This is a genomic window from Aeromicrobium sp. (assembly GCF_023146395.1).
Classification (GTDB): domain Bacteria; phylum Actinomycetota; class Actinomycetes; order Propionibacteriales; family Nocardioidaceae; genus Aeromicrobium.
In genome coordinates, this window is the sequence record NZ_JAGLCD010000019.1 from 46,262 (window position 1) to 61,149 (window position 14,888).

Below are 14,888 nucleotides of genomic sequence, written 5' to 3' on the forward strand. Positions count from 1 at the left end.
CGTCGGTCTTCGCCGGTGGTGCCACCATCGAGGCATGCAACCGATGGAGCTCGCCGTGCTCGGAGTCCTCGTGGTCGTGGCGGTCTGCGTGGTCTCGCCGCGGCTCGGCGTGGCCGCGCCGCTGTCCCTGGTCGCGGTGGGCGTCGGCCTGTCGTTCGTCCCGGGCGTGCCCGACGCCCAGATCGATCCCGAGATCGTGCTCGCCGGCGTCCTGCCACCGCTGCTGTACGCCTCGTCGGTGACGATGCCGATCACCGACTTCCGCCGCGACCTCAAGGCGATCGGCGGCCTGTCGGTGATTCTCGTGATCGTCACCTCGACCGTGCTCGGCCTGCTGCTGCCGCTCGTCGTGCCGGGCATCGGGTTCGCCGAGGCCTTCGCCCTGGGCGCCATCGTGAGCCCGACCGATGCCGTCGCGACGTCGATCGCCCGCCGGACCGGGGCCCCGCCGCGCCTGCTGACGGTCCTCGACGGCGAGAGCATGCTCAACGACGCGACGGCCCTGGTGCTGCTGCGGAGCGCCGTGGCGGCCACGGGGATCAGCATCTCGGTGCTCGACGTCGGGGTCGATCTGCTGCTCGCCGTGGCCGTCGCATGCCTCGTGGGCGTCGTCGTCGCGGCGGCCAGCCTGCTGGCCCGGTCCTTGGTCAAGGACGCGACCGTCGCCACGGCGATCTCGTTCGTGGTGCCCTTCGTGGCCTACGCGCCGGCCGAGCACCTGGGCGCGTCGGGCCTCGTGGCCGTCGTGGTGGCCGGGCTAGCGATCGGCTCCCGCGGCTACGTCGAGCTGCGTCCCGAGGACCGCGTGGCCGAGCGGATCAACTGGCGCACGATCGCCTTCCTGCTCGAGGGCGCGGTCTTCCTGGTCATGGGTCTGCAGCTGCGCCCGCTGTGGGACGACTTCTCCGGCACCGGGCAGTCGGTGGGTCTGATGGCCGGAGTCGCGGCGCTCGTGCTGGCGGTCGTGCTCGTGGCGCGGGTGCTGTTCACGGGGGTCCTGCTCCTGAGCCTGCGCGGCGACCGGCGCCAGCACGAGGCCTCTCGCCCGCGGATGGCCGCTCTGCGCGACTACCTGACCTCGCCGGAGGCCCAGCGCCACTCGGCGGCCCGTCGGCAACGGGCCCTGAAGGCGATCCAGCGGCGCGAGCACGACATCACCTTCTACGGCGAGCAGTCGATGAGCGCGCGCGACGGACTGGTGCTGACCTGGGCCGGCATGCGCGGCTGCATCACGGTGGTCGCGGCCCAGACGCTGCCGCACGACCTCGCGCAACGTGACCTGCTGGTGCTCGTGGCCTTCGGCGTGGCCGGTGCTTCGCTGCTCGTCCAGGGCGGCACGCTCGCGTTCGTGGTGCGCCGCCTGGGGGTGCTGGACGACCGGGAGGCGGCCCGTCGGGACCAGCTCGGCTCCCTCGTCGCCGCGCTCGCCGACGTGTCGCAGTCCCGGTGCGACGAGGCGGAGGTCGAGGGCCTGGACGGCCGGCCGATCGACCCCGCGGTCGTGCAGCACGTCCGGCGCCGCTCGACCCCGGCGGCCGAGTGGGCGTGGGCGGGGGTCGAGGGAGCCGAGCGCGACCGCCTCCTGCAGGACTTCCGGACGCTGCAGGCGCTGGTGATAGAGGACCAGCGCGAGGCGCTGCTCGACCTCCGCTCCGAGGGACGGTACGACTCCGTCGTGATCGGCGAGCTCCTCGATCGTCTCGATGCCGTGCAGTCGTGGGTCCGGTGATCCGGAGAGACTCTGCGTAATCACCGCTGCGGTAGACCGAGTATCAAGGCGCGGTAGAACGAGACTCCGTCGGCCAGCGACGCGATCGCGACGTGCTCGTCGATCCCGTGGATCGAATCGCGCTGACGCCGGGACATCCGGAGCGGTGCGAAACGGTGCACGGCGTCGGCGAAATCGGCGAAGTACCGGCTGTCTGTGCTGCCGGACTGCAGGTACGGCACGACCTGGAGGTGGGGATCGATCGCTGCGACGGCGCGCTGCAGAAGATCCCATTGCGGTCCGTGACTCGGCGACGAAGGCGATGGTGGGTCGCCGCGCACTTCGTGGACGTCGACGCCGAGATCGTCCAGAAGGTCGTTCAATCGAGCCACGAGCGTGTCGACATCGTCGCCGGGTGCGAGGCGGACATTGACCGAGGCCGTGGCGCGGTCGGCAATGACGTTGTCGGCGTGGCCGGCGCTCAACCTGGTGACTGCCATCGTCGTCGCGGTGAGTGCAGCCATTTCCGGTCCCATCGACCGCAGCCGATCGGCCACGTCCGCGTCCGAGAGATGGGAGAGGTCGGGGAGGTTGTCCAACGACTGCACCATCGAGCGGACCGTGCGATCGAGACGCACAGCCGGGTCGTGGCGGCAGACCCGGGACACGGCGTCGGCTAGGCGCTCGATTGCCGATCCGGTCACGGGCACCGAGGAGTGCCCGCCGCGGCCGGTCGCTAGCAGGGTGAGGTCGACTGTGCCCTTCTCAGCAACGGCCACCATGGCCTGAGCGCCGCGTGCACCAGGAATCATGTCCTCGACGATCGCGCCACCCTCGTCACTCACGAGCCAGGGTCGAACTCCGTGAGACTGCAACCACCCCGCGGCGAGACGGGCACCGGTGCCGTGGGTCTCCTCGTCGGCTCCGCTGAACAGGTAGATGTCCTGGGCCGGCACGTGGCCCGCCTCGATCAGGTCCTCGACGCTGTCGAAGAGGCACGCCAGGGCGCCCTTGTCGTCCAACGTCCCGCGCCCGTGCACCATGCCCTCGCCGAGCACGCCGGCGAACGGCTCGTGGTGCCAGGTGCTGGGTGGAGCGGGGACGACGTCGTGGTGAGCCATCAGCACGACCGGATGGCGATCGCTGCGGCCCGGCCAGTGGAACAGAAGCGAGTCGTTCTCGGGCAAGGGCACGAGTCGTGTGCTCGAGTGGATGTGCGGATACAGGCGACGCAACGTGCGACGAAACGCGGCAAACTCCTGCTCGTCGCGCTCCAGCTCGTCCGAGACAGTGCGGTGGCGAACCAGAGCGGCCAGTCGGTCGGCGGTCCGTGACGACGACGTGGTCATGGCGTGCCGTCCAGGTGTCTCGTCAGGAACTCCACCACGCACTGCTGCGCCTGCTGGGCCTCTGGAAGGCGCGGTTCGCTCGTGAAGGTGTGCCACATGCCCTCCCAGAGGCGCAGGTGCACATCGCTCTCGGCCGCGCGGAGGTGCCAGTACAGCCGCACGCAGTCGCTCAGGAGGAGGTCGCGGGTGCCGCTGACCAGCAAGGTTGGCGCCACGGGACCGGCCGCAGGACCCAGCACTGGTGAGAGTCGCGGATCGGTCAGGTCGTGCCCCTTGGCATAGAGCCGTCGCGTCATGCGCAGCTGGCTGCGCGAGGCGAGCACGGGGTCCCGTCGACGATTGCCCCGATGAGAGTCGCCAACCAGGCGTGCGTCGACCAGGGGGGAGTACAGCACGGCGGCCGCGGGCTGGGTCCGGCCCTCGGCGGCACGGCGAAGCATGGCCCCGAGCAGGAGGTTGCCCCCTGCCGAGACCCCCGAGACCACGATCGGCACGTCGCCGTCGAGCATCTCGTCGAGCACGTCGTCGACGGCCTTCAGCGGTTCGGGGAAGGGGTGCTCGGGGGCCAACGGGTAGTCCACGCTGAACGTCCGCAAGCCAGTGAGGTGGCACAACATCGCTGAGGTGGTGTCCTGGGCCGAGCCGAAGGCGAAGGCGCCCCCATGGAGGTGGAGCAGCAGTCCCTGCCGCTGCGGCCCCCCGGCGGGGTTCAGCTCGACCACGGGGACCCCGGCGACCGCGTCGTGAGCGGGCGGTTCCAGCCAGCGTGCGGCGAGTCCCTCGGCCTCCGTCCGGCTGCTCGACATGAGGCGTTCACGGACCAGAGGCACCCAGCGCGCGGCTCCCGGAAGGAATCCTGGAACCGCGCCGAATGGGCGCTCGCGCGACAGACGATCCGCCTCTCGCGACACGGTGGCGACGCCCCGGCTTCTCACGAGACCCTCGTCAGGAACTCGCGCGTTCGGGGACTCTGCGGATCGATGATGACGTCGCGGGCCGGGCCGTGCTCGACGATCTGGCCCTCGTCCATGAAGACCACCGTGTCCGCGACTTCTCGGGCGAAGGAGACCTCGTGCGTGACGACCATCATCGTCATGCCCTCCGCCGCGAGGGCTTTCATGACAGTCAGGACCTCGCCGACGAGCTCGGGGTCCAGGGCACTCGTCGGTTCGTCGAACAGCATGGCCCGCGGCCGCATCGCCAGGGCACGGGCGATGGCGACGCGTTGCTGTTGTCCGCCGGACAGGTGCCGCGGATAGGCGTTGGCCTTCTCGGCGAGTCCAACGCGCTCGAGGAGCCACCGGGCGTGCTCCTCAGCCTCGGCTCGAGGGCGACGACTGACGCCGATCGGCCCCTCCACGACATTCTCGAGAGCCGTCATGTGAGGGAACAGGTTGAACCGCTGGAAGACCATGCCGATCTGCGCGCGGCGACGCTGCACCTCGCGGTCTGGCAGCTCTTGCAGGTGGTCCCCATGGTCGGCATAGCCGACCATCTGCCCATCGACCCAGATCCGCCCCGCTTGAATCTTCTCCAAGTGGTTGACGCAGCGCAGCAGGGTGGACTTGCCGGATCCGGAGGGTCCGATGATGCAGCACACTTCCCCTGGCGCGACCGCGAGGTCGATGCCGCGCAGCACCTCGGTACGGCCGAATCGCTTGTAGACCCCTTCGGCGAGGATCAGCGGGGTGTGAACGTTCATGACAGCCTCCTGGGGACGGGAGCGTGAAATCGCGCCAGCGAAATTCGGACACGGTGGGTCCACGGCGTCGTGTCGACCTCATGGGCCCCCCGTGAGTACCGCTTCTCGAGCCTGGCCTGTCCGATGGAGAGGATCGTGGTCAGTGTGATGTACCAGATGCTGGCCGCGATCAGTAGCGGGATGGTCTGGAAGGTCTGGGAGTAGATCGTCTGAGTGACGTACAGCAGGTCGGCGACCGCGACCACTGACACCAGAGCCGTGGTCTTGAGCATCCCGATCGTCTCGTTGCCGGTCGGGGGAATGATCACTCGCATCGCCTGAGGCAGCACGATGCGACGCATGATGCGTGCGCGTGACATCCCGAGTGACTGGGCAGCCTCGCGCTGACCGTCGTCGACCGACAACAGGCCCGCTCGCACGATCTCCGACATGTAGGCCGCCTCGTTGAGTCCGAGAGCCAGAAGGGCCGCCGCCATCGGGGTGATGATCGTGTTGGCGTCGAGCGTGACCCAGGGCTCGAGGCCGGGAACGCCGACCGCGATCACGGGGTACAGTGCGGCGAGGTTGAACCAGAAGATGATCTGGACCAGCACTGGAGTCCCGCGGAAGAACCAGACGTAGAGGTCTGCGGCGCGTCGCACAAGCCACAGGTCGGACTGGCGCATGATCGCCAGCGTGATGCCCAGCGCGACCCCGATCACCATGCAGATCACGGTGAGCTGCAAGGTCATGAGGGCCCCTTCGGCCAGTTGGCGCGAGAAGACGTAGTCCCAGGCCACGCTCCACTCAAAGCGCGGGTTGGTCGCAATGGAGCGCGCCAGCAACGCTGCGACGACGATGATGACTGCGCCGGCCCCCCAGCGCCACGGCCGTCGCAGGGGACGAACGGGCACCGGGGTGGTCGGTGATGCGGTGACGAGGTCCACGTGTCAGACGCTTCCGGCGTCGATCGTGGCTTCGGTCAACACGTTGTCGCCGAGCCCGTAGGAATCAAGGATCTCCGCGTAGGTGCCGTCGTCCATGAGGTGCTGCAGCGCCGCTTGAAAGGCAGCGGCGAGCTGGGCGTCCTCGCGCGGGAAGGCGATGCCGACCAGGCCGACGTCAAGACTCATCGACACGTCGAACTCATCGCCAGTCGTTTCCACCAGGTATCCGGCCGAGGGCGACGGGATCACGGCGACGTCGACCCGTCCGCTGCGCAGCGCGTTGACCAGGTCGTCCTGGCCGGTGAACTGCGAGAGGTCCAGTTGGGCGGCAGCAGGGCAACCGGGGGCAACCTGGGTCTGGAGGAACTCCACGATGTAGGTGCCGGACTGGGCGCCGACGCTGAGTCCGCAGAGGTCCTCCAGAGCGGCCGGCTGCTCCTCGGAGTCGCCGGTGATCAGGAATGATCCACCCGTGGTCAGGTAGTCGACGAATGTCAGCTGCTTCTGGCGGTCGGGGGTGTCGGACATGCCGGTGAACGCCAGATCGTACTTGCCAGAGGCGAGCGACGGGATCATCGTGTCGTACGTGACGGCGTTGAATCGAAGCTCGAGGCCCAACAGGTCGCCGATGGCCTTGCCGAGATCCGGGTCGAGGCCGACCACGGTCTTGCCGTCAGTGTCGTAGAACTCGAATGGCGGGTACGGGACGTCGGAGGCGACCTCCAGAATGCCCGATTCGCGCACGTCGTCGGGCAGCATGGCCTGCAGTTCGGGGTCGATCCTGCTCGAGTCGATGTTCGGGGCGTCTGCGGTGTCGCTGCCGCAGGCGGACAGCACGCAGACTGCGAGTGCGCTGCCGAGGCCGACGGAGAGCCGGCGGAGGGTGGTGGACATGGGGTTCCTTTCGGGGGAGGGGTGACCTTCACGGTTGTGGGCGCAGAAGTTGCCCACGACGGCGGCCCAGCCAGCGCCCGGAGTCGACGCTGGTCCTGCCGCACTGCATGACCCAGGCAATCCCGCTCGGCGGTCTTGTCGGGTGGTCATAGGTTGCTCGGTCGGCGACCGTGGTGGGATCGAACGCCACCAGGTCGGCGACACTGCCCGGGCTGATGGTGCCCCGGTCGTGCAGTCCGAACGTCTCGGCAGGCAGCCCGGTGACTCGGTGAACCGCAGTCTCGAGATCAAGCACGCCGCGTTCGCGGACGTACCGTGACAGCAAGCGGGCGAACGTCCCGTGCAGGCGCGGATGCGGATGATCGCCCGCCGTGATCGGCAAACCGTCGGACGCAACGATGGTCTCGGGATGCTGCAGCACGGTCTCGACGTCGGCCTCGAGCATCGAGTGCTCCACCATGCTGGCTCGAGCTTGTTCCCGTCGGAGCACCATCACCAGGCCGTCGAACGGCGAGCACTGCTCACGAGCGGCGATGTCCGACAGGCTGAGTCCGACGTCCTGACCTGACGCGGTGCCGGCGAGGACGAGGCCGTCCCACCCTGCGTTCGCAGCCGGGTTCTCCCAGGCGTGCGGGGGCGGCGACTCGACCTCCCGCCTCAACCGTTCGACCTGGGTCATGTCGTCAAGCCGAGCCAGGAGCGCGATCGGTCCTCCGGCCAGGGCCCAGGGCGGAAGACATGCCGTCAGTGCGGTCGAGGCCGCGGTGTAGGGGTACACGTCCTGGCGCACTCGCTGCCCGTCGGCTCGAGCACGGTCTAGCCGGCGCAAGGCCTCCTGCACTCGACCATGATTGCGCCGACCGGTTGCCTTGAGGTGCGAAATCTGTAGGCGCGCTCGCGAGGTCGCCGCCGTGTCAAGGGCTTCGTCGACGGACGCCAGGAGGGCGTCGGCCTCGTTGCGCAGGTGCGTGGCGTACACGTGCTCGTGGTCGAGCGCGGCGAGCAGCCCCTGCAGCTCGTCGCGACCCGCATAGGCCCCCGGTGCGTAGACCAGGCCCGACGAGAACCCGAGGGCGCCGGCTTCGAGGCCGCGCGCGAGAGCCGCACGCATGCGGGCGAGGTGGTGGCCCTCCACCGGAACGTCGGCAGCGCCGACGACGAGCTCGCGCAGGTTGCCGTGGCCCACGAGCATGCCCACGTGCGTGACGTTGCGGTCGCGGACCGCGTCGAACCACTCGTCGACCGACTGCCACTGCGGGCGCGCAGCACCACCGAGGAGGCGTTGCGCCGTGGGATGGAAAGCAGGGCTGATGGGCGCCAACGAGGCGCCGCAGTTCCCGACGATCTCGGTCGTGACGCCTTGGAGGATCTTGGAGGTGTCGTCCTCGAGGAGGAACGAGCCATCGGCGTGGGAGTGGATGTCGATGAACCCCGGGGACACGACCAAGCCGGTGCCGTCGACACGTCGAGCGTCGGCTCGGTCGAGGTGTCCCGGCGGCTCGACCGCACGGATCTTCTCGTCAGTGATCAGCACGTCGGCGTCTCGACGGGGACCGCCTGTGCCGTCGACGATCGTGGCACCCACGATGACGGTGCGTTGTGTCACAGATCCGCCCCGACGAGCTCGATGACGCGCTCCGTGGCGTCCGCGAGTGCTGCCTCGTCGACCTCGACCCCGCTGCCCGGGCCGTCCGGAACTGCGAGGTGACCGTCGACCAGCACGAACTCGGGCGTGAGGTCCTGTTGGTAGTAGCGTCCGCTCGCAGAGACGTCGCCGACGAGGGTAAAGCCGGGTAGTGCAGCCAGGGCCAGGTTCGCCGCGCGTCCGATCCCGGTCTCGAGCATGCCGCCGCACCAGACGGGCAAGGCATGTCGGCGGGCGACGTCGTGGATGCGGACAGCTTCCAGGTACCCGCCGACGCGAGCGGGCTTGATGTTGACGACATCGCAGGCGCTCAGCGCCAGGGCCGTCTGGAGGTCGTGGACCGAGGCGATGGACTCGTCGAGACACACCGGCGTGGTCCAGAGCGCTGCGGCTGCGGCGTGGGTGAGCAGGTCGTGTTCGGCGAACGGTTGCTCCACGAGCAGCAGGTCGAAGTCGTCGAGGCGTCGCAGGTGGTCCAGGTCGCCGCGGTCGTAGGCCGCGTTGGCGTCGACCTGGAGGGGGATCGCTCCGAAGGTGTCCCGCACGGCCTCGACCGGAGTGAGATCCCAGCCGGGCTCGATCTTGAGCTTGATGCGTCGGTAGCCCGCGTCGAGGTACGACTCGACCTCGGCCAGCAGCGACCCCACGTCGGGGGTGATTCCGACCGACACGCCCGCGGGGACGTGAGTGACCGTGGCGCCGAGCCGAGACGCGAACGAGCGGGCCTGCGCTCGCAGCTCGGCGTCGAGCACGGCCGTCTCAAGCACATGCTTCGCCATGGGATGGCCGGCGACGCCTTCCAGCAGGCCGGCGACGGAGTCCGCGGTCACGTCTCCCGCCGCGGTCAGGCGTGGCACGAGATGGTCACGGAGGACGAGCACCGCCGCAGCGAGAAACTCCGAGCTGTACAGCGGATCCGGGTCGGCGGCACACTCGGCCCACCCGATGCCCAGGTCGGTCTCGAGACGTAGTACCAGCAGCTCGCGGTGCGTCGCGGTCCCGAACGAGGTCCGAAAGGGGCGTACCAGCGCCAGGCGCGCGTGGTGCAGGCGGGCGGAACGGATCTTCATGGCGTCCCTCGCAGCACGAACCAGCCGTCCGGCGTGAAACCGCACACGTCCCCACGCGAGGCCGCGGGAGAAAGGTACCGGCGGCCAATCTGGGTCCACTCCACGGCCTGGTCCACGTCCGTGGTGCGCAGGGCAACGATGTCGGCGGGGACCCGGATCCACGTCCGAGCGCTGTCGGTCACCACGGCCGGCGCGCCGTCGGGCCCGGTCTCGACGACCACGGCGCCCCGGGCGTCATCCTGTGCGGCCGGGGTCGCGGGGTCCACGGGCCAGTCGACGACTACTCGGTCGGTCGGCGCGCCAGCACTGAAGGCGTCGTGCACCTGGCCGAAGAAGTCAGCGCGATAGTCGACGACGCGGGCTCCAAGGGCGAGCAGGTTGAAATGTGCGTTGGTTCGGATCCACGGGTCAAAGGTCCAGCGAATACGCTCGTAGTGGTGCTCGCGCGCCACGTCACGCTGGTGCTGCTTGAGGCGCAGGCCAATCTTCCGACCCGTGAACGGAGCGATCACGCCGGTGGCCAGTGAGTACAGCACTCGCGGTTCGGCCGAGGGGACGGCGACCGACGCTGCCACGAAGCTGTCGTCGACCACGGCGGCGCAGACCAGGCCGCCCAGGTGCGTGAAAGCCCGCAGCAGGTCGAGGGTCACCGGTGGGTGCCCGCCCGGAGCGTCCCAGACCGTGTGGAGCACCTTCTCTGCTCTGCGGAGGTCGTCGAGCGAGTCGACGGTGATGATCTGCACCTGGCCATCGTCGATCGAGTGAGCCCTGCAGGTCTTGGTGCAGTGCGACAATGTTTGCAAGGTCCGATGATGCGTGTGCACTACTGTCCCTAAGATGATGGCATGTTCGTGCGAGAGGACGTCACTGCGGGCGAGCTGGCGCATCGTCTCGAAGCTGCTGGCCTGGAGCTGCTGGCCGGCCCGGCCGGAGCCGTGGTGCGGTCGGCGTCATGCACGGTGAACGAACCGTTGGCGGCGTTGCCGAAGAATGCCGCGGGCGTGTTGCTCGGGGTCGGCGTCGCCGACGTCAACGCAGCGCAGCTCGTGCGCGACGCGCGGTCGTGCGGGTTTGATGCCGTCGTCCTGCATCGGACCGGTGTGACGGCGGAGGTGATCGACACGGCCGACGAGGTCGGACTGGCGGTGCTGGGGGCGGAGCCAGCCATGGCGTGGTTGCAGGTCGAGCGGGTCGTGTCGTCGGTCCTGACAGGCTCGGCGAGATCGACTGACGGAGGGCCCGGCAGCGACCTGTTTGACTTCGCGAACTCGGTGGCTTCCGTCGTGGGCGGAGCGGTCAGCATCGAGGACCTCAGCCAGCGTGTGCTCGCGTACTCGACGCTCGACGGCCAACCCATCGACGACGACCGGCGCGACTCGATCCTCGGGCGGCAGGTTCCCGACCTTCCGGAGAACGACGCTCAGTATGCCGCTGTGCTCGGTGCGGGAGGCCCCGTGCACATCAGCGGAGTGGGGGCAGCCCTGGACCGGTGGGCCGTCGCCATCCGTCTGGGCGCAGAGACGCTGGGCACGCTCTGGGTCGTCGACACGGGACAGAGCGTCCCCGACGACGGACCCGCGATGCTGCAGCGAGCAGCCGAGCTCGCGGCCGTGCTGATGCTGCAGGCGCGGACCGCGGCCGCCTTCGAGTCCGAACGGCGATCGGCCCTGGTCCGCACGATCCTGGTCGGTGGCGCCGAGGCGCGGTTCGCCGCAGAGCGCCTCGGTCTGGACTTGACGGGTCCCTTCGTCGCGATGACCTTCGTCGGCGAGGCTCATCCGGACGAGGATGGCGAGGGGCCGGGTCCGGAGGTTGTGCGCCTGCGGTGGCAACGCTTCCTGACGATGGTGCGCGGCTACACAGCGGGCTGGATCCCGGCTGTCGGTCTCCACGCAGAAGCTGGTGCGATCGATCTGCTCCTGCACGGCGACGAGTCCCGGGACAGCTCTCGCGTCGTGGCCAACGCCGAGGTGCTGATCGAGCGGGCGCTGGCCTGGGGGCTGCGGGTACGCGCGGGAATCGGGTCGGTGGTCGAGGCGCCCGAGCGGGTGCGGGAGTCGCGCATGGAGGCCGAGGCTCTCACCCAGATCGACGACGGGCGGCGAGGGGGGCGGGTGCTGCACGCCGAGCGTGATCACGGCGTGCTGGCCCTGTGGTGGCTTCGGCAAACCGTGAGGGATCGTCCCGGGATCGCATCTCCGCACGTGCGGCGGCTTCTCGAGCACGATGCGCGTCACGGCTCCGACTTCGTGAAGACCTGGGTCACATGGTTTGACCACGCGATGGACACGGCGAGCTCCGCAGCGGCACTGTCGGTGCACCCGAACACCCTGCGATATCGGCTGCGGCGCGCGACGGAGATCAGCGGTCTGACGGGCGACCCGGACGATCTGCTGGTCGCCTGGCTCACGGCGCGCTTGTTGGTGCTCGACGGTGAACGCCGCCTCCTGGCGTGAGCGTCCCTCGTCGGTGAGTGTCCCTTGTAGCTCGTGCGGCCGGGACCTCAGCGACCGGGGCGCTTGACGATCTTGACGATCTGCCCCGTGGCGACGACCTCACCGGCGCACTCGACCCGGCCGGAGAGGAAGGCGTGGCCGCCGCCGAGGCGGTCGATCTGGGCGTTGGTCGTGACGGTGCCGCCGAGGCGTGCGGCCGAGACGATCGAGATCGAGGAGCTGATGGTCGCGGCGTAGGAGCCACGCGGGAGCTCGGTGGCCAGGAGCAGTGCGGAGGTCACGTCGATCAGGAGGCCGTGCAGTCCGCCGTGCAGGACCTCGGCGGGTGTCGCGGTGTCGGTGCTGACGTCGAGCTCCAGCCCGGCCGTGGGGTCGCCCGGCACCCGCGGCCGCATCCCGATGGATCGGTGGAGCGGAGTGGTCAGCACGGACTCGAGGATCTCGTCGATCCACCGGGGTTCGGTCATGGCGTCATCCTCGCAGTGCCTCGAATGACCGGCGGTCAGGGGAGCAGTCGGGGGAGCCGTCAGGGCAGCAGCAGGAGCTTGCCGGTCGTGGCCCGACCCTCGAGGTCGACGTGCGCCGTCGCAGCCTCGGCCAGCGGGTAGGTGCCGCCGATGCGTACGTCGAGGTCGCCGTCGGCGACGGCGGCGAACACGTCGGCGGCACGCCACTCGAGCTCCGCACGGTCGGCGATGAAGTGGGCGAGCGACGGACGGGTCAGCACCAGCGAGCCCTTGGTGTTCAGGTCGCGGGGATCGACAGGAGGCACCGGACCGCTCGCGGCGCCGAACAGCACGAACGTGCCGCGCGGCTGCAGGGCGTCGAGGCCCTCGGAGAACGTCGTGGCCCCCACGCCGTCGAACACGGCCCGGACGCCGCGTCCGTCGGTCAGGTCGCGCACCGCGCGGCCGAAACCGTCGTAGTCGAGGACCTCCGCGGCGCCGGCACCGCGGGACAGCGCGGCCTTCTCGGGCGTCCCGGCGGTGGTCAGCACGCGGACGCCCTCCCGCACGAGCAGCTGCGTGAGCAGCAGTCCCACGCCCCCGGCGCCGGCGTGGACCAGCACGGTGTCGCCCTCGCCGAGCGGGAGGATCGAGTGCACCAAGTAGTGCGAGGTCATGCCCTGGAGCATGAGCGCGGCTGCGATCGTCGGATCGATGCCCGCGGGGACCGGCACCGCCTGCTGCGCCGACACGATCGCGTGCTCGGCGTAGGAGCCATCGCTGTGCCCCCAGGCGACGGTGTCGCCCTCGGCGAGCTCCGTCACGCCTTCGCCGACGCCGATGACGCGGCCGGCGGCCTCCTGGCCGAGGGTGAACGGCAGGGGCGTCGAGTAGGTGCCGGAACGGTGGTACGTGTCGATGTAGTTGACGCCAGCGGCGGCCACCTCGACGAGCAGCTCACCGGGGCCGGGATCCGGCACCGCGATCTCCTCCAGACGCATCTCGTCGGGTCCACCGTGGGCGCGGATCACGATCGCACGTGTCATGCCGGCAGCCTACGCAGCGCATGAACCGGCGCCAGCGGGGTGTCGACCGGGTCGGATGCCCGCGAGCGCGGCAGAATGGGGCGAGAGCGGCACGGGTGCCGGGCCCTGGGCGGCGGGATGGGTACGGAGGTGGGGCATGACGCTGTACCGCGACGCGGCCGTCGTGCTCCGGACCCACAAGCTGGGCGAGGCCGACCGCATCATCACGATGCTGAGTCGTGAGCACGGGCAGGTACGCGCGGTCGCCAAGGGCGTGCGCAAGACCACGAGCCGCCTGGGTGGTCGGCTGGAGCCGTTCATGCACGTCGACCTGCAGTTCGCGGTCGGCCGCACGCTCGACATCGTGACCCAGGTGCAGACGCTCGACCCGTTCTCGTTGTCGCTCGGCGGCGACTACGGCGCGTACACCGCGGGCACCGTGATGCTCGAGACCGCCGAGCGCGTGGTGCCGGAGGACTCCGAGGCGTCGCTGCCGCAGTACCAGCTCCTGGTCGGGGCCCTCCGGGCGCTCAGCGAACGCCGTCAGCCCGCCGGGCAGCTGCTGGACTCCTACCAGCTGCGGGCCCTGTCGATCGCGGGCTACGCCCCCAGCTTCGACCGCTGCGCCCGGTGTGCGGCCGAGGGGCCGCACCGCAACTTCCACGCCGCCTCGGGTGGCATCCTGTGCGACCGGTGTCGCGTCCCCGGCTCGGCCGCCCCGGGCGCAGCCACCGTCGCGCTGCTCGGTGCCCTGCTCGCCGGCCGCTGGGAGTCCGTCGCGGCGTCCGACGACCGGGCGCGACGCGAGGCCACCGGCATCGTCAACGCCTACGTGGCCTGGCACCTGGAGCGCTCCCTGCGCTCCCTCGCCCACGTCGATCGGTAGGTTCGACGCGATGTCCACGCGATCCGTGCGCCCGCCGCGCCCCCACCCGTCAGGGGTGCGCGCTCCCGACCTGTCCCGGGAGCAGGTGCCGCGTCACGTCGGCATCGTCATGGACGGCAACGGCCGTTGGGCGAAGCAGCGTGGTCTGCCGCGCACGGCGGGCCACGAGCGCGGCGAGGCGGCGCTGTTCGACGTCGTCGAGGGCGCTGTCGAGCTCGGCATCGAGGCCGTCTCCGCGTACGCGTTCTCGACCGAGAACTGGAAGCGCTCGCCCGACGAGGTGCGCTTCCTGATGGGGTTCAACCGCGACGTGATCCGGCGACGCCGCGACGAGATGCACGAGATGGGTGTGCGCGTGCGATGGGCCGGGCGCCGCCCGCGCCTGTGGCGCTCGGTCATCAAGGAGCTCGAGGCAGCCGAGGAGCTCACCCGGCGCAACACCGTCTGCACGCTGACGATGTGCGTCAACTACGGCGGACGGGCCGAGATCGTCGACGCCGCCGCAGCGCTCGCGCGCGACGTCGCGGCCGGCAAGGTCAATCCCGATCGCATCGACGAGCGCACGTTCGCGCGCTACCTCGACGAGCCGTGGATGCCGGACGTCGACCTGTTCTGGCGCACCTCGGGTGAGCAGCGCACGAGCAACTTCCTGCTGTGGCAGTCCGCCTACGCCGAGATGGTGTTCAGCGACATCGCCTGGCCCGACGTCGACCGTCGTGCGCTGTTCGCCGCCGTCGAGGAGTACGCCCGCCGCAACCGGCGCTACGGCTCGGCCTGACGT

The 14,888-nt window shown here is 69.9% G+C and carries 14 protein-coding genes; 4 read left to right on the forward strand and 10 right to left on the reverse strand.

Annotated features, from left to right (window positions below; genetic code table 11):
* Positions 1 to 34: 34 nt before the first annotated feature.
* Complete coding sequence (locus KAG51_RS13390) at positions 35 to 1,729, forward strand: sodium:proton antiporter (RefSeq protein ID WP_290584344.1); 1,695 nt, start codon at positions 35 to 37, stop codon at positions 1,727 to 1,729.
* A 20-nt stretch (positions 1,730 to 1,749) separates the two neighbouring features.
* Here the strand turns inward: KAG51_RS13390 and KAG51_RS13395 are convergent, their stop codons facing one another.
* From KAG51_RS13395 to KAG51_RS13430, 8 genes are all read right to left on the reverse strand, one after another.
* On the reverse strand, positions 1,750 to 2,895 hold the full coding sequence (locus KAG51_RS13395; RefSeq protein WP_290584345.1) for a M20/M25/M40 family metallo-hydrolase: 1,146 nt from the start codon (positions 2,893 to 2,895) through the stop codon (positions 1,750 to 1,752).
* Positions 2,896 to 3,053: 158 nt separating this feature from the next.
* A complete protein-coding gene (locus KAG51_RS13400) occupies positions 3,054 to 3,863 on the reverse strand; it encodes an alpha/beta hydrolase (protein WP_290584346.1) in 810 nt (269 codons plus the stop codon).
* A 125-nt stretch (positions 3,864 to 3,988) separates the two neighbouring features.
* A complete protein-coding gene (locus tag KAG51_RS13405) occupies positions 3,989 to 4,759 on the reverse strand; it encodes an amino acid ABC transporter ATP-binding protein (RefSeq protein WP_300232863.1) in 771 nt (256 codons plus the stop codon).
* Positions 4,756 to 5,685 (reverse strand): amino acid ABC transporter permease, encoded by a 930-nt coding sequence (locus KAG51_RS13410; RefSeq protein ID WP_290584347.1) that lies wholly within the window; start codon positions 5,683 to 5,685, stop codon positions 4,756 to 4,758. Before KAG51_RS13410 ends, KAG51_RS13405 begins: the two co-directional genes overlap by 4 nt.
* A 3-nt stretch (positions 5,686 to 5,688) precedes the next feature.
* The gene (locus tag KAG51_RS13415) at positions 5,689 to 6,579 is read right to left on the reverse strand and encodes an ABC transporter substrate-binding protein (protein ID WP_290584348.1); all 891 of its coding nucleotides are present in this window, start codon (positions 6,577 to 6,579) and stop codon (positions 5,689 to 5,691) included.
* A gap of 28 nt (positions 6,580 to 6,607) precedes the next feature.
* On the reverse strand, positions 6,608 to 8,185 hold the full coding sequence (locus tag KAG51_RS13420; protein ID WP_290584349.1) for an amidohydrolase family protein: 1,578 nt from the start codon (positions 8,183 to 8,185) through the stop codon (positions 6,608 to 6,610).
* The gene (menC, locus tag KAG51_RS13425; RefSeq protein WP_290584350.1) at positions 8,182 to 9,294 is read right to left on the reverse strand and encodes an o-succinylbenzoate synthase; all 1,113 of its coding nucleotides are present in this window, start codon (positions 9,292 to 9,294) and stop codon (positions 8,182 to 8,184) included. Before menC ends, KAG51_RS13420 begins: the two co-directional genes overlap by 4 nt.
* Positions 9,291 to 10,181 (reverse strand): hypothetical protein, encoded by an 891-nt coding sequence (locus tag KAG51_RS13430; protein ID WP_290584351.1) that lies wholly within the window; start codon positions 10,179 to 10,181, stop codon positions 9,291 to 9,293. Before KAG51_RS13430 ends, menC begins: the two co-directional genes overlap by 4 nt.
* On the opposite strand from KAG51_RS13430, the gene KAG51_RS13435 reads away from it, so the two are divergent.
* Positions 10,140 to 11,750, forward strand: a complete 1,611-nt coding sequence (locus tag KAG51_RS13435) for a helix-turn-helix domain-containing protein (RefSeq protein ID WP_290584352.1) — start codon at positions 10,140 to 10,142, stop codon at positions 11,748 to 11,750. The genes KAG51_RS13430 and KAG51_RS13435 overlap by 42 nt on opposite strands.
* Before the next feature lie 47 nt (positions 11,751 to 11,797).
* Here the strand turns inward: KAG51_RS13435 and KAG51_RS13440 are convergent, their stop codons facing one another.
* Both KAG51_RS13440 and KAG51_RS13445 read right to left on the reverse strand, forming a co-directional pair.
* Positions 11,798 to 12,217, reverse strand: a complete 420-nt coding sequence (locus tag KAG51_RS13440) for a hotdog domain-containing protein (protein WP_290584353.1) — start codon at positions 12,215 to 12,217, stop codon at positions 11,798 to 11,800.
* A gap of 59 nt (positions 12,218 to 12,276) precedes the next feature.
* Complete coding sequence (locus KAG51_RS13445; RefSeq protein WP_290584354.1) at positions 12,277 to 13,242, reverse strand: quinone oxidoreductase; 966 nt, start codon at positions 13,240 to 13,242, stop codon at positions 12,277 to 12,279.
* 136 nt (positions 13,243 to 13,378) lie between these two features.
* Here KAG51_RS13445 and recO point away from each other — a divergent pair, with 136 nt between their 5' ends.
* Positions 13,379 to 14,107, forward strand: a complete 729-nt coding sequence (gene recO / locus KAG51_RS13450) for a DNA repair protein RecO (protein WP_290584355.1) — start codon at positions 13,379 to 13,381, stop codon at positions 14,105 to 14,107.
* A gap of 10 nt (positions 14,108 to 14,117) precedes the next feature.
* Positions 14,118 to 14,885 carry an isoprenyl transferase gene (locus KAG51_RS13455; RefSeq protein WP_290584356.1) on the forward strand — a complete coding sequence of 256 codons (768 nt, stop codon included), beginning with the start codon at positions 14,118 to 14,120 and terminating at the stop codon, positions 14,883 to 14,885.
* The last annotated feature ends 3 nt before the right edge of the window (positions 14,886 to 14,888 follow it).

Coding starts and splice junctions, on each gene's coding strand:
- KAG51_RS13435 (WP_290584352.1), top strand. CDS start 10,140: ATGTTCGTGCGAGAGGACGTCACTGCGGGCGAGCTGGCGCATCGTCTC.
- KAG51_RS13455 (WP_290584356.1), top strand. CDS start 14,118: ATGTCCACGCGATCCGTGCGCCCGCCGCGCCCCCACCCGTCAGGGGTG.
- recO (WP_290584355.1), top strand. CDS start 13,379: ATGACGCTGTACCGCGACGCGGCCGTCGTGCTCCGGACCCACAAGCTG.
- KAG51_RS13415 (WP_290584348.1), bottom strand. CDS start 6,579: ATGTCCACCACCCTCCGCCGGCTCTCCGTCGGCCTCGGCAGCGCACTC.
- KAG51_RS13445 (WP_290584354.1), bottom strand. CDS start 13,242: ATGACACGTGCGATCGTGATCCGCGCCCACGGTGGACCCGACGAGATG.
- KAG51_RS13405 (WP_300232863.1), bottom strand. CDS start 4,759: ATGAACGTTCACACCCCGCTGATCCTCGCCGAAGGGGTCTACAAGCGA.
- KAG51_RS13390 (WP_290584344.1), top strand. CDS start 35: ATGCAACCGATGGAGCTCGCCGTGCTCGGAGTCCTCGTGGTCGTGGCG.
- KAG51_RS13440 (WP_290584353.1), bottom strand. CDS start 12,217: ATGACCGAACCCCGGTGGATCGACGAGATCCTCGAGTCCGTGCTGACC.
- menC (WP_290584350.1), bottom strand. CDS start 9,294: ATGAAGATCCGTTCCGCCCGCCTGCACCACGCGCGCCTGGCGCTGGTA.
- KAG51_RS13400 (WP_290584346.1), bottom strand. CDS start 3,863: ATGTCGAGCAGCCGGACGGAGGCCGAGGGACTCGCCGCACGCTGGCTG.
- KAG51_RS13430 (WP_290584351.1), bottom strand. CDS start 10,181: ATGCGCCAGCTCGCCCGCAGTGACGTCCTCTCGCACGAACATGCCATC.